Origin of the sequence: Agromyces sp. ISL-38 (assembly GCF_018613935.1) — a bacterium.
Taxonomy (GTDB): Bacteria; Actinomycetota; Actinomycetes; order Actinomycetales; family Microbacteriaceae; genus Agromyces.
In genome coordinates, this window is sequence record NZ_JAGGPF010000002.1 from 23,463 (window position 1) to 41,058 (window position 17,596).

13 protein-coding genes are annotated in these 17,596 nt (G+C 61.0%); 3 read left to right on the forward strand and 10 right to left on the reverse strand.

What is annotated here, in order from left to right:
* Nucleotides 1-273 precede the first annotated feature (273 nt).
* Together J7E25_RS03060 and J7E25_RS18120 are read left to right on the forward strand one after the other, a co-directional pair.
* Nucleotides 274-1,767 (forward strand): alpha-L-fucosidase, encoded by a 1,494-nt coding sequence (locus J7E25_RS03060; protein ID WP_214867908.1) that lies wholly within the window; start codon nucleotides 274-276, stop codon nucleotides 1,765-1,767.
* A 159-nt stretch (nucleotides 1,768-1,926) separates the two neighbouring features.
* Nucleotides 1,927-2,349: a helix-turn-helix domain-containing protein gene (locus J7E25_RS18120; protein ID WP_308164349.1), complete on the forward strand. Its 423-nt coding sequence runs from the start codon at nucleotides 1,927-1,929 to the stop codon at nucleotides 2,347-2,349.
* 36 nt (nucleotides 2,350-2,385) lie between these two features.
* Here the strand turns inward: J7E25_RS18120 and J7E25_RS03070 are convergent, their stop codons facing one another.
* The 10 genes from J7E25_RS03070 to J7E25_RS03115 all read right to left on the reverse strand — a co-directional run bounded on the left by J7E25_RS03070 (nucleotide 2,386) and on the right by J7E25_RS03115 (nucleotide 15,700).
* A complete protein-coding gene (locus tag J7E25_RS03070; protein ID WP_214867912.1) occupies nucleotides 2,386-3,165 on the reverse strand; it encodes a TatD family hydrolase in 780 nt (259 codons plus the stop codon).
* Nucleotides 3,162-4,439: a hypothetical protein gene (locus tag J7E25_RS03075; RefSeq protein WP_214867914.1), complete on the reverse strand. Its 1,278-nt coding sequence runs from the start codon at nucleotides 4,437-4,439 to the stop codon at nucleotides 3,162-3,164. Before J7E25_RS03075 ends, J7E25_RS03070 begins: the two co-directional genes overlap by 4 nt.
* Nucleotides 4,436-4,876, reverse strand: coding sequence for a hypothetical protein (locus J7E25_RS03080; protein WP_214867916.1), 441 nt, complete (start codon nucleotides 4,874-4,876; stop codon nucleotides 4,436-4,438). Before J7E25_RS03080 ends, J7E25_RS03075 begins: the two co-directional genes overlap by 4 nt.
* 380 nt (nucleotides 4,877-5,256) lie before the next feature.
* The gene (locus tag J7E25_RS03085; protein ID WP_214867918.1) at nucleotides 5,257-7,071 is read right to left on the reverse strand and encodes a P-loop NTPase fold protein; all 1,815 of its coding nucleotides are present in this window, start codon (nucleotides 7,069-7,071) and stop codon (nucleotides 5,257-5,259) included.
* The gene (locus tag J7E25_RS03090; RefSeq protein ID WP_214867919.1) at nucleotides 7,064-7,783 is read right to left on the reverse strand and encodes a M48 family metallopeptidase; all 720 of its coding nucleotides are present in this window, start codon (nucleotides 7,781-7,783) and stop codon (nucleotides 7,064-7,066) included. Before J7E25_RS03090 ends, J7E25_RS03085 begins: the two co-directional genes overlap by 8 nt.
* Complete coding sequence (locus J7E25_RS03095; protein ID WP_214867920.1) at nucleotides 7,783-10,884, reverse strand: type I restriction endonuclease subunit R; 3,102 nt, start codon at nucleotides 10,882-10,884, stop codon at nucleotides 7,783-7,785. Before J7E25_RS03095 ends, J7E25_RS03090 begins: the two co-directional genes overlap by 1 nt.
* Nucleotides 10,881-12,089 carry a restriction endonuclease subunit S gene (locus tag J7E25_RS03100; RefSeq protein ID WP_308164335.1) on the reverse strand — a complete coding sequence of 403 codons (1,209 nt, stop codon included), beginning with the start codon at nucleotides 12,087-12,089 and terminating at the stop codon, nucleotides 10,881-10,883. Before J7E25_RS03100 ends, J7E25_RS03095 begins: the two co-directional genes overlap by 4 nt.
* Entirely contained in the window at nucleotides 12,086-14,539 is a 2,454-nt protein-coding gene (locus J7E25_RS03105; RefSeq protein ID WP_214867922.1) for a class I SAM-dependent DNA methyltransferase, read from the reverse strand. The genes J7E25_RS03100 and J7E25_RS03105 overlap by 4 nt, the downstream gene beginning before the upstream one ends.
* Before the next feature lie 408 nt (nucleotides 14,540-14,947).
* Nucleotides 14,948-15,271: a ribbon-helix-helix domain-containing protein gene (locus J7E25_RS03110; protein WP_214867923.1), complete on the reverse strand. Its 324-nt coding sequence runs from the start codon at nucleotides 15,269-15,271 to the stop codon at nucleotides 14,948-14,950.
* Nucleotides 15,272-15,442: 171 nt separating this feature from the next.
* Nucleotides 15,443-15,700, reverse strand: coding sequence for a hypothetical protein (locus tag J7E25_RS03115; RefSeq protein ID WP_214867924.1), 258 nt, complete (start codon nucleotides 15,698-15,700; stop codon nucleotides 15,443-15,445).
* Nucleotides 15,701-16,137: 437 nt separating this feature from the next.
* Between J7E25_RS03115 and J7E25_RS03120 the strand changes: the two genes are divergently transcribed.
* On the forward strand, nucleotides 16,138-17,184 hold the full coding sequence (locus tag J7E25_RS03120; RefSeq protein WP_251038769.1) for an EcsC family protein: 1,047 nt from the start codon (nucleotides 16,138-16,140) through the stop codon (nucleotides 17,182-17,184).
* Nucleotides 17,185-17,596 lie beyond the last annotated feature (412 nt).

Sequence of the window (17,596 nt, forward strand, 5' to 3'; positions counted from 1 at the left end):
ACTACTTGGCGGTCTCCCACGGGACATCAGGTGCGCAGTCCACGATTCCACCCCGATAGGTATGACAACCTGCCACCAGATCCTGCGCAAATCATCGGATGCATACTGCATGATATGGCTCATAAGACGCCGGATCCCTCGCTGCAGTAGGCATGAATCGGCGAATGTGAATCGATATTGACGGCGCGTGAGTTGAATTGGTTAGATCTTTACTCTAACTTTGCAGGTGAGTTTGCGGTCGATTCGAGGCGGCCGCAGTCACGAAGGAGTGCAGTGGACGCCCTGGACGATGCGAGCCGCAACCGACTGGACGGAATCGATCGCGTCATCGCTGCCGGGTCCCGCTCGACTGACTGGAACGATCTGCTGATCACCCCTCCGCCCTGGTACGTCGATGGCAAGTTCGGGATCTTCATCCATTGGGGCGTCTACTCCGTTCCCGCTTTCGGGAGCGAGTGGTATCCGCGGAACATGTATCGCGTCGGGACACCGGAATACGATCATCACCGCGCCACCTACGGCGACCAGCGAGTGTTCGGCTACAAGGATTTCGTGCCGATGTTTCGCGCCGAGCGGTTCGACCCGAACGAATGGGCACGCATATTCAGCCGATCTGGCGCACGTTTCGTCGTACCCGTCGCCGAACACCACGACGGCTTTGCAATGTACAAGACGGAGCTGTCCCGGTGGAACGCCGCAGACCAGGGCCCTCAGCGCGATGTCGTTGGAGAGCTCTCCGAAGCAGTGCGAGCACAGGGGATGACGTTCGGTGTCTCCTCACATCGCGCCGAGCATTGGTTCTTCTTCAATGGCGGCCGCTCTTTCCCGTCTGACATCGACGACCCGGGTACCGTCGACCTCTACGGCCCGGCTGCTCCGGAAGAGACCCAACCGACCACGGCCTTTCTGGAAGATTGGCTGGTGCGGACGTGCGAGCTGGTCGACCGATATCGACCAGAACTGGTCTGGTTCGACTGGTGGATTGAACAGCCGGCCTTCGAACCCTATCTCCGCCGTTTCGCCGCCTACTACTACACACGCGCCGAGGAATGGGGCCGGCACGTCGCGATCAACTACAAGTTCGACGCCTTCAAGCCCGGCACAGCGATCTTCGACGTCGAGCGCGGCCAGCTCGCAGGAATCCGACCCGAATTCTGGCAGACGGATACGTCAGTCTCGACCACCTCGTGGAGCCACGTCGAACCTCAACATTGGAAGCGTCCTCTCGATCTCATCGGCGACCTGATGGACATCGTGTCGAAGAACGGGGCGTTGCTTCTCAACATCGGTCCGAAAGCGGATGGGACCATCCCCGCGGAGGAGATCGCCCTGTTGGAGACGATCGGCTCCTGGCTCGCGGTGAACGGTGAGGCTGTCTACGGCACGCGACCATGGATCGTTCCGGGCGAGGGTCCGACCGTGGTCGCCGAGGGGGAGTTCACCGATACTCAGCGCCAAGCCTTCACCGACCGAGACATCCGCTTCACGACAGCGCGAGGTGACCTCTTCGCGACGGTACTCGGGCCCGTCACCGGGAGCGAGATTCAGATTCGCTCACTCGGAAGCGAACTCAGCCTGCTGCCAACGGGCATCGAGCGCGTGGACCTCGTCGGGCCGTATCGCCCGAAGCTCTCATACCGCCGGGATCCGGACGCCCTCCGGATCGATGTTCCGGATGAGGCTCCCCGCGATCTCCCCATCAGTTTCCGCATTCGTCCGGAGCGCCGCGCGACTCGAGATCGCGTCAAGTACCTGCTCGCCGACTAGGACGGACTCATCAAGCCGACGCTGAGGGCATGTCTCTTCGCTCATGACTCCACCTGGGACCGTGTGAACGCTGCCGCGTCGGGGACGAGGGTGAGCCGGCTCTTGGCGAGGACAACGAAGAAACGCCCGAGATCTTCGCGATCTCGGGCGTTTCACTCGGTGGGGCTATTGCAATACCACTCAAAACATTGTGTAGTAGCCGTCTCACCCCTGGAACTGGTATTCCAATCGCGTCGGTCGCGACGACCAGCCAGCAAGCGGCCCACCCCTGTTGGCCGAGCACGCCAGCTTCGTCCTGATGAGATCGATCAGCTCGTCGTTCGCTACCGTGAAGTACGCAGCGTGAACACCGTCGCCCGGGAGTTTGGCATCAGCCGGCAGACCGTGGGGCAGCATCTCGCCGCCCGTGGTGTCGAGACAATGCGGCGCATTAGTGACGGCCAGATTGAACTCGCTACACGGCGGTATGTGGGTGGGTTATCGGCCGCAACCATAGGCAAGCAGCTGGGCTTCGATGCCCAGACGATACTCACTGCTTTGCGGCGCGCAGGGGTGCCGATTCGTCCGCGGCGTGGTGCTTGAGCGTGTCGTTCCTATCCTGCTCCAGCGCCAAAACCATCAACTCGTTCGAGACGCTACAAATTGGAGCATCTTGCGAACTGGCGGAGGGAACATCTGCATCGTGCCGGTCGACGAAACTAACGCGGCAAAGTTTCGCCAAAGCTGAAGTCGCAACTCTTCGGTGGTAATGCCGTGATGCTCGGCAATTGCGCGTTCCACGTCTTGTACGCGGCCAGGTTGCCGCGGCTTGCTAGAGAATCTGTCTCCGGACGGATGATCCGTCTCGACCAACAAGCGGTCAAGTGGAATCACGTGCCAGTCGTTCGTTGCGCGAATCATCGAGTAGTTGATCGAGAAGTGGCAACCCAGCTTCACTGCCCGGAGCGTTTCGGCGGTCGTTCCAAGCCACCAATGTAGAATCACGCCGCGCCGATCGAGCTGTTGACCGAGCACGCCGAGCAATTGACCTGTCGCGCGAAAGCTGTGGAGCGACGCGAGGCGAGGCGATTCGCGCAAGCAGTTGAGGATCGACTCGAGCACTTCGATCTGCCCTTCGATCGGCACACGCGACTCACCGTCGAGCCCGACCTCGGCGACGTATGGTGTCGACTCCAGAGCGCTACGGAAGTCCTGGATGTCGAACTCCCGCTGGGCTCCGACTAACGACGGATGGCAGCCAGCACCCCACACAGTAACGAGGTCCTTTCGACCCCGGACGCTCTCGAACTCGTCGGCGCTCCTTGTCGCTATCAGGACTACGGCGCCAAGGTCCTCGAGGTCCCGACCTGACACCTGAGGCGACACGTGCGCGTGAGCGTCGAGTGGCGGCAACTTCATGAAAGGTAGGCCCCCAGTTCCGCTCGTCCGCGCTCACAGAGGTGCTTTGCTTCTCTCGCCGTCAAACCGGGAGGCAGCGGCATCGCCATGATGGTGGCATTGTCAATGCCACGGTCCACGAAGTCGCGTGCAGCTTCCACGACAGAATGGCTCGCCGTGTATGCATCGAACTGATGGTCTTCACTTAGGTAGCGGGTTGCATCCTTCACCCCCGACGTCGTAAAGGACGCGCGCCGCACGATGCACCCGAAGCACACCCCGCAGTGTGTACCGCTCGGCACACCTTGGTAGTTCTGGTCGGTGTGCGAGCACGAGTTCGTCGAGGTAAGGAACATGGATGCCTCGTCGGCCCCGAGCAGCGAAGCGACCTGCGCGAACATCTCCCCCTTGGTGTCGAGTTGGAACGGGTTCTCTAGTGCAGCATGTGCGCCGACTTTCATGAGGAGTTCCTGAAAGCGCCAGAGAAACCACGGGTGAGTGGTCTTCGTCGAAAGTGCTCCGAGCCGTTCGGGACCAAGTGGCGGGTTCAGTGATGCGAACCCGTTCTCCGGGATCCACAGCGTGGCCCCCGACTGCGCAGCGACGGCGAGTCCGAGCGCAAGAAAAAGAAAAGACCGGGAGCGGCTTGACGGCTCGTCCGAGTACTCCGTCCCATCCAGGCGCTTCTTGGCACGAGCAAGAAACACCCGGTGATGGGCTTCTTGCTTGCCCGAGAAGAGCACCTCGAGAGCGTCGTGAACTTCTTGCTGCGATCCGCTCGTTGCGCCGGAACTCGAGTGGGACACGAGAATATGCGACGATCCGATTGCGAGGGAACTGGCCGAGATGACGGCGCCCGTCCCCGAGTCCGCGCCGCCGCTGGCCAAGACCACGCGAGCCGGCGCGTGAGCCACGAGTGGCTGCTGGTCCTCTTCGCCCTCGTAGTAGGTGAACTGGAAACTCCAGTCGTCGCCGGTGAGGAAGTTGGTCACGACGATAAGTTCTGCCGAGTGACGCGCCCATAACTCCGGGTCGCTGACCGGCACGATCACGTCCAATTCACGGCGGTTCCAGTTGGACCCGCCACCTTCCCGCTTGACGCTGTGGTCGGCCGCATAGACTGCGAGTGCGATACGTACGACGTCCGCACTGAGCGGTGGAACAGTGCCCAGTTGGGACAAGGTCGGGGTCAGTTTCGTCTTGAAGCTTTGATCCGCCGCCCCATCCCATACGAAGACCTCGTCGACGTCGGTCGGGATTCGTGTTCGGTCGGTGACGAGGGCAAGCCGGGTCACGTCGGCTCCCCGTGGATATCTACCAACTGTTGAACGCTCGTCTCGATCGCGCGCGTGATGTCCGCTGCGCTCGCTCCCACACCGTCGAGATTGAGCTTGCCCGCGAGAACCTTCGCACCCCGGCGCACTTCTGCCTCGGCCTCCCGCCGTTTGACAGGGTCGGACTCCTTACGGATAGTGTCGCTCACCTCGGTAAGCGTGGCCCGTGCAATCATGAGCTCGATCGAGTACCGAACGATCTGGTCAGGCTCAGGGCGCGCGCCATCCGCATCCATAATCCAGGAGGCCAGCTGGGCCACGATCAGGCGCGCTTCGCCGTCCTCGATGCTGCCATCGGGCTGACCCTCGAACGCGACCTCGGCAATCTTGCGGCCGACTTCAAGCGGGTCATCGAGTGCTCGAAGCTGGTCGTAACTGAGCCCGGCCTCCTCGAGCATCGGGCGGTCACCCGCGACGTATGCGCGCGCAAGGGCACTGGCTCGACCAGCCGGGCCAGCCACGCGCCGGACGGTACGTTGGACGCCGCCGGACGACCTACCGCTGCCCGACGATCCGCGCCCACCCCCAGCGCTCCGACCACCGCCACCACTACCCGTGCCACCGGAGCCACCACCCGACGGGCCTCGCGTCCAGAGACGGGCCGCAGCAGCGAGAGCGTCGGGATTCAAGTGCCCCGGTTCGCTCGCTTGGTCGCTCTCCGGACCGGCGGGCGTACTCTGCTGAACCTCATCGGAGCCTCCCAGCCAGTCGCTGATTGCGTCGCGCAGACTCTTGGCGTCCTTGCCGCCGCTCCCTTTGAAGGCCCCGCTGGTACCCATCAGGCGCCCTGCTTTCGCACGGAGACGATTGCTCGCTTTGTTATGTCATCGGCACCGGCCGACCACCCGTCGAGCACATCCGCATAGTCTGCTGCCAAGCCGTTCAGGACAAGCACGCTGGAGGACTTCACTTCGGCACCCGGGAGCAATGAGAGGGCGCGCTTGGCATCCTCGATCTCGCTGGGGTGCAGAGTTGCGATCGTGACGATGGCGTTCACCGTCGGGAGTTGGATCGAAGGATCATCGCGCATGCGCCGACCGAGGTGAGCCAGCAGTTCCACGACATCGCCCGGCGGCAAGGCTTTGATCTCATTGTCTTTCACTGCGGTGCGGTCGATTTGCGAGCTTGACGTCAAGGCGGCAGCTAGGTCGCGCAACGTCTCAGAGAGCGACTCGTCCACCAGGAGGCGTCCTTGGAAAGCCGCGGCCAATGTTAGATATCCCGAGACGAGGGTGGGCTCGAGCTCGGGCGGCAGCTTTGCCCAACGCACCATGGTGCTTGAGTACTCGCCTTCGATGGCGGCCGGGTCTCCGTCGACCTTCTTCTCCTTCTCGGTGTCTGCATCCGACTGCCCACCCCTCGCAAGGAGCTGCAGCTGGTTGAGCTTGCCGCGCAAGCTCCCCGAGGCAAGCCAATCCATGAGCGCCTCGAAATCCTTCCTGAACAGGCGCTCCATGACCATGAGCTTGGCGATAGCGTCGGGCTCGAGCTTGATGCCGCGTCTCGCCGCCACTGACTGGCGAATGTATAGGTCATTCATAAAGCGCTTGATACGGCGCGGATTGCCCTGGAACTTCTCGTAGAGCACCGGCGTGAGCCTCGAAGCGGTTGCCATCGAGGCTGCGAGATCAACGCCCTCTGGCATCTGAAGATCGTCAAGACTCCCCGCGTCGACTCGAAGCGCGTCGCAGTCAGCGACGAGGTGAGCGAACACCTTCGATTCGACAATCGACCGGACGAGCAGGAGAAAGAGGTATGCACGTGTGTCGAAATAGCTAAGTGCTGGCAACGGCACTGTTGTCTGAACGATCTTGTGAAGGTAGAGGCTGGCGATGCTCTCTGTACCGTCGCGGGGGTCTGGCGTCTGGAGTTTCTGCTGAATCGCTTCGGCCACGCGAGCCTCGTCTGCGGCAATGACGAAGGACATGCCTTCCGCCGACAAGAAGAGACGGATGGCTTCCAACGTCTCAAGAACCGTCTGTGGTAGACACCGGTCGAGGTCATCGACGAGGACGACCACCTGTCGCACGTGCGATAGCGCCTCATCCTCGAGGAGCGACTCGAACTCCTCGCGAAAGTTGTCCATACCCTTCTCTGAGTCGAGTGTCTCCGGCTCGTCACTGACCAGCCCCATAACTGCATCGAGTGACGGAAGCTGTGCAGTAAGTGCCGTGGTCGCTGCCATCTTGATTGCCTTGGACCAGTTGACCCGCCTTGCGAGATTCTTGAGTGCCTCACCGGCCGTCTGCTTGACTAGGTCCGACCCCTTGAACTCATCCGCCAGAGCCGTTAGCACGGCGGAGATCAGGCTCTCTTTGGGGCCACGTGACGGGTCATAGCGCCAGGGGTCAGCTCGTACAACGACGATCGTCCGCTCGTCAGTTGAGCGGCCCGTGATCCGTTTGTCGATCAGATTGAGGACCGTGGTCTTCCCGCTCCCCCAGGTCCCCGAGATACCGAGCGCTACCGGGTTGAGAGTGTCATCGAAGAGTGCATCGACAACCGTGTCGGCAATCGCGCTAAACGAAAGCAGGTCCGTTGTCGCTGGTTCATCCGACAGCAACTGCAGAGCAGCGACGGGCAACTCAGTCATGAATCCACTCCTCCGCCGCCAGTGGCGCTTCGTTTAATTCGTCCCGCCTAGAGCGCCAGTCGGGCAAGTGCTTGTCCATAAGGGCAACGAATCGCTCATTGTGTGTGCGCTCGTGGAAATGCATTAGCTCATGAGCGACGATGTACTCCAGGCAGCGCGGGTTCTTCCTGGCGAGCTCGGGGTTGAACCAGACGGCTCCCGAGTTCGGTTGACATGTGCCCCACTTGGTCTTCATACGGCGGACGACGACCTTCGTCGGCTCGTGGCCGATGATCGCTTGCCACTTCTCGAGCAATGGCGGAAGTGCCGCCTTCAGCTCGCGGCGATACCAGCGGTCGAGGATCGCGTAGCGATGCTCGGCGTCGGTGCCCTCAGGCGACACCACCCAGAGTGAGTCACCGTCGACTTTGACATCTGGCCTTCCCGTGCGAGAAACGTCGAGTAGAAGCGCGCGACCCCATACGTAGTGGGTCTCCCCCGAGCGCATCGTCCGCTCGGTCTGTCGCGCGGCGTTCTGGAGCTGGGTGCGCTGCTGTTTGATCCAAGGGAGCCGCTGAATGATGGCGCGGCGGATGCTGTCCTCGTCGAGGCGCTGCGGAGCTGCGACCCGCACTCTACCGATTGGCGGATAGACGGAGACATGGAGGTTCTTGATGTCCTTATAGATGACATCGATCCCGAGCCCCGCAACCGTCAAGTAGGCGGTGGTCATCAGTGACCTCCGCCGTGGTATTCGAGCTGGTTCTTGATGAGCTTGAAAAGTTCGTCGAAGGCGGCCTCGTCGAGGCCCGGGAGTTCGTCACGGAGAATGTTGGCGAGCTCTCGCTCCTTGCGGAAACTGCCGACCCATCCAGCGCGACGTTCACGGAGCACCGTCAAATGCACCATTTTGGCGGTATCGATGTCATCGTCGAAGTAGTCCACGATGGCCTGAACTCCGCGCGTCTGCACCCAGTCCGGATAGATGCGATCCGACTCTCCACGGCCGACCTTCTCGGCTAGCTCAAGCAATTGCCGAAGGTATTCAGCGTAGTCGATGGCATCGTGCTTGCGCTGTTCGATGAGCGCATCGAGAAGTGTCGACATCGAGTCGTAGTACTTCGGGTTCATCGCGTGCTCGTCGATGATCGTCTTACGGACGTTGTTGACGATCGTCTCGGCGACGGCTTCCTGATTCTTCTTGATGCCTTCAGGAAGGTCATCGAGGGCACCAGCGCCGCGCTCGACGATGAGCTCGATGAGCCCCTTGTCCTCGAAGGTCGCGACGACCTCCGACGGGTTGGCGTGAATGTAGGTGTCGAGCAGCGCGCGCATACCTGCCTCGAACTGTTTGAAGTCGACATTCTCGCCAGCACCGATCTTCACCTCGTCACGAACGTCGACATAGTGGGCGACCTCTTGCTTGATAGCAGCCGCATCGACTGCCGAGTAGCCCGCCTCGGCCATGTCGTTAGCAATGGACGCGTATGCGCGTACGAGAGCTGAGACTCCCTTGTAGAGGTCAACGCGTCGCATCTCGTTAGCCTTGATTTGCGCTGCGTTGCCCGGCTCGACAGCGACGAAGTAGTGCTGATACTGCTGCGTCTCCCGAGGTGGGGCGACCGGTTCCAACAAGGCTCGAATACGCTCGAGGGCTTCATCGAGAGACTCGCGGGCCTGTTCGATCTGGTCCCTGAGCAGTCCGTCGATGTCCTCCTTCTGGTAGCTATCGAAGGCACCCGAAGTGTAGTCGGTGATGGCACGATCGAGCGACTTGAAGAGATCGCGATAGTCGACGATGTAGCCGTATTCCTTGTCGTCACCGTCGAGCCGGTTGACTCGGCAGATTGCCTGAAAGAGGCCGTGGTCGCGCATCGACTTGTCGATGTAGAGGTAGGTGGCACTAGGCGCGTCGAAACCGGTGAGAAGTTTATCGACGACGATGAGCAGGCGCATCTGGCCGGGCTCTTCGATGAAGCGCCGCTTCACCTCCTTCTCGAACTCCTCGAGGCGTAGCACAGCCTTGTCCTCGGGCTCATTGAAGAAGTGAGCGAGCATCTTGCGGTAGGTCTCGTACTGCTTGATTTTCTCGGTCTTGCCCGCGCCGGCATCTTCCTTGGCGATGTCGCTCGCGTTGGGGACGTAGCTGGTGACGATCGCCACCTTGCCCTCGAAGCCAGCGTTGACGAACATCTCGTAGAACTTACATGCCTGATAGATGCTTTCGCCGACGAGCATGGCATTGCCGCGGCCATCCACGAGGCGTGGCTTGATATCCATGTCACTCAAGATGTCCATGACGATCTGCTTGGCACGTGGCTCCGAAGACACAACCTTCTGCATTGTCCCCCAGCGCTTCTTGAGCTCCGCTTTAGTGAGGTCGGTCATGCCCTTGGTCTTGGTCTCAAACCACTGGTCGACCTTGCCCGCGCTCATCAGATCCTGATCGATGTTGCGCGCCTCGTAGCGCAGGTCGAGCACGACGCCGTCGGCAACGGCCTCGTCGAACTTGTATGTATGGATGAATGTCCCGAACTGCTTAATGCTGGTCATCTTGTCGGCATGTAAGAGCGGTGTACCGGTGAAGCCGATGAACATCGCTCCTGGCAGAAGCTCCTTCATCGCGTCGTGCATCTTGCCTGACTGTGTACGGTGCGCCTCATCAACGAAGACAAAGAGATTGCCCTTCGCGGAGAATCCTGCGGGGATCCTTGCCTTGAGCTGACGTAGGAACTCTTCGCCCGCCTCATCACGCTCGACTTCATCGTCGCCGCCACGGAACTTGTGCACGAGTGACGAGATCAAGCTGGGCTTGTTCGAATTGAGCTTGCTGATTAGATCGGCGCCACTCGTAGTGCGGTAGATGGCTTCGTTGACACCAAGGAACACCTTCTCGATCTGCTCATCGAGGTCGGTACGGTCCGTGATGATCAGCACGCGTGCGTGCTGCTGGTTCGCAAGGATCCATTTGGCGAGCCAAACCATGGTCAGGCTCTTGCCCGAGCCCTGGGTGTGCCAGATGATGCCGCCCTCGCGTCGGGCGATGCGCTCTTTGGCGGCCTGGATGCCGAAGAACTGGTTGTGACGAGCGGTCTTCTTCACGCCTGCGTCAAACAGAATGAAGTCGTGGATGAGCTCGAGGAGGCGGTCCTTCGAGCACATCTGCAGCAGACCAGCGTCGAGGCGCTCCACTCCAGCGCTTGGCTCCTTCCACTCCAGCCAGTACTTCTCCGGCGTCTCGATCACGCCGTAGCGCAGCCCCTCGACGTCGTTGCCAGCGAAGAGCAGCTGAACCGTCGTAAAGAAGGACTGGATGAAGTGCTGCTTCTGATTACCGATGTTCTGCCGAATGCCCTCAGAGACGCTCACCTTTGAGCGCTTGAGCTCGATGACCCCAAGGGCAAGCCCGTTGACGTAGAGCACGACATCAGGGCGCTTATTGTGTTCGCCCTTGATCGACACTTCTTCAGCGATCATGAAGTGGTTGGCATGAGGATTGGACCAGTCGATCAGCCATACGGTCTTGTGAGGCAAGCCAGCGCCCGGGCTGACTTTGATGCCGTAGCGCAGCAGCTCGTATACCTTACGGTTGGCCTCGTACAGCGAGGCACTACCACCGACCGCCGCAGCCCTTTGAAGCTCGTAAACCGCCTTGTTGATGAGATCGTCGTCATAACTACGCGCGGTGAGGTTCTGTCGCAAGTAGAGCTCCTCAATATGAGAATTCTCCCTGTCGTTCTCACAGCTTCCGACGTATTCGTAGCCGAGCCGCTCCTGGAAGAGCTTGACGACGCGATCCTGCGTCTTGCGTTCGATCTGACCGACCTGACTCATGCTGCGGCCTCCGTTGTCGCGAGGCGCGTGCGCCCCGTGAGCAGCTCCTGCATCATTCCCCGCTTGATGAGCCGAGTGGACTCGAGCCGACGCTCGAGAGAATCGATTTCCGCGTCCGCGTCACGAATAATCTGCGCCACGGCACGCTGTTCGCCAATCTCTGGCAAATCGAACTCGATACCGGCGAGGGCTCGTGAGCTAATGTGCACGACTGCGTCGCCTTGCCCGGCGCTCGCTTTCTGCGCGACCATCGCAGGCGTGTTTAGAAGTGTCGCCAAATACACTGGATCGTAGCCCCCGCCGCGCAGGATAATTGTGTCTCCACCTGCCACCGCGTCCTGCTCGCCAACATAGGCAACGCACGTGCCAATCTCCTCTTTCGTTTCGCCCGACGCAGCGAACAGGAGGTCACCCGATCGAATCGGCTGAGACGTCGATGCGACGTCGGAACCAACAAACGACACCGTCTTGGCTGTGTAATCGCGGTACGTAGTGTAAAGCTCGCCGTATCGAATGCATGGAATACCCGATGGGCGCACTTCGTCCCTCTTGATGCCGCGTCCCTTCGAAAATACGCCGAGCGACCCGAGGACCACGCGCTGCCATGGCTCGGCATAGCCCGCGAGACGGGTTCGCCCGGTCAGTAGTTCCTGCACCATGCCTTGCTTTACGTCTCGTTTCTTGGCAATGAGCTGTTCGAGCACATCGACCAACTGCTCCGCCGCCTGCAACTGTCGCGCAATCATCCGTTGGTGATCCACCGGAAGGATGGGCACGGGTAGGTTGCCTAGCTGCTGTGCGTTAATGCCAGGCTGCCCACTTCGCGTTGACTCGACTTCGACCCAGTCCCAGTAGGCCTTTGTCTGAAGGAAGAAGCCAAGGTACTCCGGAAGGAGCTTTGCAGGGTCGGGCGAGATCGCCATAAGAAATCCAGCGAAGACAAGTGGGCCATCGTCGGGCCGATATCGATACGACTTCCCCACACTCGCCCCAGTCCTCGCCACTACGATGTCGCCCGAGCGCAGCATGTACATCGAGCTTTGCGACGACGAAACCGAGACTCGTGGGCTGGGTGAGAACCGGCCGTCTTCATCTATGTCAGTGATCCGTATATATGTCGGGAGGTCCCACTTGTGGGGCACCGATGCGGCACCGATGCCATATCGCGGCGGACTCTTCAGTAGTGTCCGAAGCGGAACCGTCATGCGCTAACCCCGATTGCAGCTAGGTTCCGCGCCACCTTTGCACTTAGTTCGTTCACGTGACTGTCAATTTCGCCGAGGGTAGTTCCGTACCGACTCACCAGCACACGCAATCGTTCGATGAGGAGCCGCAGAAGTGACGCGACCTCTCCAGAAACGCCATTGTCGATAGTGGCACCCCACTTGTAATTGATGACGAGCTCCCGCACGTCGGATTCATTCAATCGCCCATATTGAGCAAGCGTCGCCTGCTCCAGAGCTAGATTCGCGTCCTTCGCTGCCCTCTTTGCGACGGTCTCCGCCTTGAAGAGTGTGACGACGTGATCAAGTGCCGCGATCTCGTCGGCCTCGGCGCCTTCGGCCTTCGCCGCCTTAAGCCGGTCTGTTGCCAGCTTGCTTGTTACCTTGCCCTCGTCATCGGCAGCATCGAACAGCAATCCCTCTTCAACGGCGTGCTCTTCGACGTACTCGACAATGGCCAGAGTGGCCGCTTCAACGTCAGCCTGGAATAGGTCGAGTTGGGCCCTTTCAGTCTTGAAATAGCGCTCGACGATCAGTTCCGGGGGCACGAGGTCGGCGACCCAACGCGCTGCTCTAGCACCCGTGCCGAAGATCAGGTGCGCGTCCTCATAAATAGGCTTCTTGTTCTTGTCCTCGCCGAGGATCCGAGCGGGGCGGGGTTTCGATGCATCGAGCCAGCCCTCGCTCATGATCAGAGCGACGTCGTCGTGCATCACCGCATGCCAGTAGCGCATGAGCTGCTCATAGACGCCGTACTCGTCGATCAACGGGCGGGTACGGAAGCGGATCAGCAGTTCCTCACCGAGGGACTCGATGAGTTCGTTCGGTAGCGTTGTTGCTGTGATGCCCTCGAGCTCAGCTCGATGACCCGTCCACCACTGCGCCAACTGGCCTTTCACCTCGTCGTGGAAGGCGCGATATTCGGCTGAGCCGGTGATCGTGGCCTGAATCGCGCCTTTGTCAATGGCGAGCTCGGAGTAGCCGGGTCGCAGAGGCTTGAAGAGTGTCATCGGCTGAGATGGAAACGCATCCCAGTAGGCCTGCAGAGCGTCGAGGTCACGATCGGGAATGCCGCCCTGGAGGTGGGCGTGCAGGTCTTGGATGTCCTCGGGTTCCGACGAATCGACATAGCGTGGGATGTTCAGGTTGTAGTCGTTCTTCGCGTCGGCGATCTCGTTGAGCGGCACCTTGCGCGAATAACGCGGCACTTCGAGCTCCCTAGTGAAGACGTCCACGATCTTGTGCATGTCGCGCGGTCGGAGGCGGTTCTTCGGGCCGTCCTTTTCGAAACCTTTTGAGGCATCGATCATGAAAATGTCAGTGCGGTCGGCGGCGTTCTCCTTGTCGAGAACGACGATGCATGCCGGGATGCCGGTGCCATAGAAGAGGTTGGCTGGCAACCCGATGATGGCCTTGATGTAACCGCGCTTGACGATCTCGCGGCGAATAGTTGCCTCGGTGTTGCCACGGAACAGCACGCCGTGCGGCAGGATGACCGCGCCCTTGCCGGTCGACTTCAGCGACTTGAGGATGTGTAGAAGGAAGGCGTAGTCGCCATTCTTTTCCGGTGGGCGACCGAACTCGAAGCGGCCATAACCCTCCTCAAGTCCATTCGTCCAGGTCTTCACGGAGAAAGGCGGATTGGCGACGACGAAGTCGAAGGTCTGAATCGTCTTGGGATCCTTGAGGAACCTCGGCCTCGCGATGGTGTTGCCCGGCTCGATCTCCGCGGTCGCGTTGCCGTGCAGGATCATGTTCATGACGGCAAGCGCCCACGTGGCGTTGTCCATCTCTTGGCCGTACACCGTTAGGCCATTGGGTGCGGCGGCGGCAACCTTCAGCAGGAGCGAGCCGGAGCCGCAGGTTGGGTCATAGACGGTCGCCGACTTAGGTGTGCTCGACGTGATGCCGATGAGCTGCGCCATGACGCGCGAGACTTCGGCGGGCGTGTAGAACTGACCCTTCGACTTGCCAGACTCGGTCGCGAAGTGACGCATGAGGTACTCATACGCATCGCCCAATAGGTCGTCGCCCTCGGCGCGCGAACCGGAGAAATCGAGGTCTTGGAAGATGCCTAGCAGGTTGCTGAGGCGAGCGACCATGTCTTTACCGTCGCCGAGCTTGTTCGGGTCGTTGAAGTTGGCGTTGTTAATGACTCCGACGAGTTCGTTCTCGTCAGCGAGCGCACGAATTGCGACGTTTATCCGCTCGCCGATGTCGGGCTTGTGCTTGAGCAAGAGCAGGTCGTCGAATGAGCTGCCCTTCGGAACGACGATCAAGCTGTTCTTGCTCACCTTCGCCTTATCCGAGACGTACTTCACGAAGAGCAAGGTCAGGACGTAGTCCTTGTACTGCGAGGCATCCATTGAGCCGCGTAGTTCGTCAGCCCCCTTCCAGAGGGAGCTATACAGATCCGACTTCTTGAGCGCCACTACCACGTCACCACCTTCGGCGACTTCGTTGCCGCTGCATCTTGAGTTGTGGGTCTGATCATGTCGTTGCGTCTACTCCTCCACGCAGAGGTGGTTGTAATGGTTACTCACAGGCTTGCCCACAGCGTACCGGCGTAGGCCGACACGGGCTGGGCGAAACTGTGGGTGATTCGCGTTCGGGAGCGAGGCTCAACCGATGTGCAATATCTGCTCGTAATTATACCTTGATCAGGTCTTTTTAAGAAGCACAAACGAAGCCGAGCAGGTGCTCGACGCAAATGCTGCTCATAGCAGCGGGCAACCAGTGTCCTAAGGGTAGGAGGCGTGCGGTGGAGCGGGGGTGTTCGGCGGCCGATCCGGGAGCGAGCGCATCGTGGCTCGTCGTCCCGGATCGGTCACCGCGTCCAGTCAGGCGTTGGACGGCTTGGCGCGCGCGCCCTTGGGAGCGGGTGCGCTGCCTCCGAAGATGGCCTCGATCGCGCTCTGCTTGGTCTTCGCTTCGCGCTCGATCTCGGCCCGCACCGTCTCGGCCCGTGCGAGGACCTTCGGGTCGGACTTGCTGGTCTCGACCCAGGCCTCGAGGGCGAGACGGATCTCTTCGGTGACGCTGCGGTCGTTGAGCTGGGCGATGACGTCCAATTGCGCTCGCAGGTCGTCCGTCATGCGCACGGCGAGCGTCCGCACCGGACTTGGTGCCGCCGGAAGCCCGGCAGCGGGGTTGTTCTCACTCATGGTGAGCCTCCTCATCGGAAGCGGCCGACGAATCCCTGGTGGATTCCTCTTGTGATAAGCCGCAGGCCGGTGAGGAACGAGGACGATTATGAACCGGTCCGCGCGTGCGTCAATCTTCCGATCGTGAGCGTTGTGAAAACCACTACAAGCTGTCCCAACGCACCGTCTGGGTCAAAGTGGCTTGAGCCGGGCAGCGATGTGATTGACGGCGGACGAACCGGCGTCGTAGACCGTCACGCCCTGAACGCGCGCCAGCAGGACACCGCCGCGCGGATCAGGGCGCTCGAGTACATCGCCGTCGTAGACCTTCGTGTCGAATGGAAACTTTGCCGAGTTGCCGGAAACGAAGCCGCGCACAGTCACACGCTCTTCCACGTCGGTTCCATAGTCCTTGATGATCGTCAACGTCTGGCGGTTCAGCAGACTCATCGTTCCCCTCAGTCCATCCAATGCGCCGCAATCCGGCGACCTCAACAAACGCTACCGGCGACTCGCCGAATTCCGACGACGCGCAGTGGGTAGCAGAGCGATGCCGACGATTGCTGCCCCGATGCCCAGCCACGTTGCCGGTTCCTCGGCTACCGCGTGCACGAACGACTGAATCGCCCTGTCGCAAGCTGCAAGGACGATCGCGATGAAATTGATCTGATCCACAACACGAGGCTAAGCGGCACCACTGACACCGACAGATCCTGCCAAAACCCGGCAGCAGATGCGCTAGGCTCGCCGACTCCAGCAGTCACCCGAGTCATTCTCTGCGCGTCGGTCTGGGCCGCTACACTCGCGGCATGATAGAACCGTCGGACTACGAGCTCGCGGCATGGCGTGGCATCCAACGGTTCAAGGGCCGCCCACTGTCACGGGCGATGAGAAACGTCGGCGAGCAAGTTGCCATCGGCGCCGCGGGACTCGGCAAGCGTGCCACGACCTATCTGGAGAACCGTCCCCATGCCCAATCGGCCATTTCGCGTGGGCAGGACGCCGTCGCCAAGGGCGCTCGCACAGTCGGCACCGGCGCTCGCAGTGTCGCCGACACCCTCCCCGACGTCGTGGCCGACTGGAGCGGAGCGGCTATTGCATCGATGCGGCAGGCGTTGGGACGGGTCTCGCGAGCGGGACTCTCTGCCAAACGGGTGGTGGCGAGCCACCAGAGGCGCGGGCACGACGTCGCGTCGCTTTCTGATCTGCGTCGCCTCGACCTTCAGCAGATCGACGTTGTCCGTGGACGAGGCGCGAGTTGGTACTACCCGGCCGCCGCGGCGATCTCGGGAGCTGGTGCAGGGCTACTTATCTCCGGAGGAGAACTCGCCATCCCCGTCTCCGGCGGAGTCTCGGCAGCGCCCTCAGGAGCAGTAATCGTCGGCGCGGTCGCCGGCGACGCTGCCGTCGTTCTCGGACTCGCCTCTCGCTCCGTGGGCCATGTCTCGCTGCTCTACGGCTACGACCCCGAAGAGCCTGCCGAGAAGCTCTTCGTGATGTCCGTCGTCAACGCCGGGACAGCAATGACAGCCACCGCGAAGACCGCTGCGATGGCCGACATTTCGCGGCTCACCCAGGCGCTCGTCCGCGGCAAGGCCTGGGCGATCCTGGACAAGTCAGTTGTTACTCAGGTCTCCAAGCGGTTCGCGGCGGCATTCAGTGTTCGCTTTACCAAGCAATCGCTCGGCAAGGTCGTCCCCGTCGCCGGGATCGCCCTTGGCGGCGCCTTCAACTGGGCCACACTGGAGGCAATCGTTGATGCCGCGGACATCGCGTACCGGCGGCGGTTCCTCCTTGAGAAGTACCCACATCTCGGTGACGAGGAAGCAGCCGGGCCGCTTCCTGAAGTCAGCCCGGATGTCCCAGAGGACACCGACGAGGCGATCAGCGTGCTCCGCGAACTCGCAGATGCAGGCGGACCCGACCTCCCCTGACTGGGACGGTTCACACGCACCGAACGTTCCCCGATTCGCGACTGCACCGCAGCCAAGGGTCTCCGCAAGTTCGCTGGGTCAGCCAGCTTCCTCGATAAGCGTGAGCTGTATGCCATCTGGGCCGGCCAAGAAAGCTTGCGCGAAGCCGCCAGTCCTGCATCTGAGCCTCGTGCAAGCGCGGAAAGCCCGTCTCGCGCACGGGCACGGGCACTCCGGCCGCGCGGATGGCCCGCAACAGCTCGTCAAGTTCACCGACGCGCAGCGTGCACCGGAACGCGCTGGTCGCTGGGTCAACCTCGGTGTACTGGAAGAACTCGAGCTCCAGCGGTCCGCGGTACAGGATAATCCAGCTATCGTCCCGGTAGTGCTCCTCCAACCCGAAGCTTCGATAGAAGTCGCGGGTGGTTAGTAG

What these genes read in the sequence shown, in the direction of transcription:
- J7E25_RS03070 (WP_214867912.1), bottom strand. Translation starts at nt 3,165, where the DNA reads ATGAAGTTGCCGCCACTCGACGCTCACGCGCACGTGTCGCCTCAGGTG.
- J7E25_RS03120 (WP_251038769.1), top strand. Translation starts at nt 16,138, where the DNA reads ATGAGAAACGTCGGCGAGCAAGTTGCCATCGGCGCCGCGGGACTCGGC.
- J7E25_RS03085 (WP_214867918.1), bottom strand. Translation starts at nt 7,071, where the DNA reads ATGACTGAGTTGCCCGTCGCTGCTCTGCAGTTGCTGTCGGATGAACCA.
- J7E25_RS03115 (WP_214867924.1), bottom strand. Translation starts at nt 15,700, where the DNA reads ATGAGTCTGCTGAACCGCCAGACGTTGACGATCATCAAGGACTATGGA.
- J7E25_RS03100 (WP_308164335.1), bottom strand. Translation starts at nt 12,089, where the DNA reads ATGACGGTTCCGCTTCGGACACTACTGAAGAGTCCGCCGCGATATGGC.
- J7E25_RS03090 (WP_214867919.1), bottom strand. Translation starts at nt 7,783, where the DNA reads ATGACCACCGCCTACTTGACGGTTGCGGGGCTCGGGATCGATGTCATC.
- J7E25_RS03095 (WP_214867920.1), bottom strand. Translation starts at nt 10,884, where the DNA reads ATGAGTCAGGTCGGTCAGATCGAACGCAAGACGCAGGATCGCGTCGTC.
- J7E25_RS03110 (WP_214867923.1), bottom strand. Translation starts at nt 15,271, where the DNA reads ATGAGTGAGAACAACCCCGCTGCCGGGCTTCCGGCGGCACCAAGTCCG.
- J7E25_RS03080 (WP_214867916.1), bottom strand. Translation starts at nt 4,876, where the DNA reads ATGCTCGAGGAGGCCGGGCTCAGTTACGACCAGCTTCGAGCACTCGAT.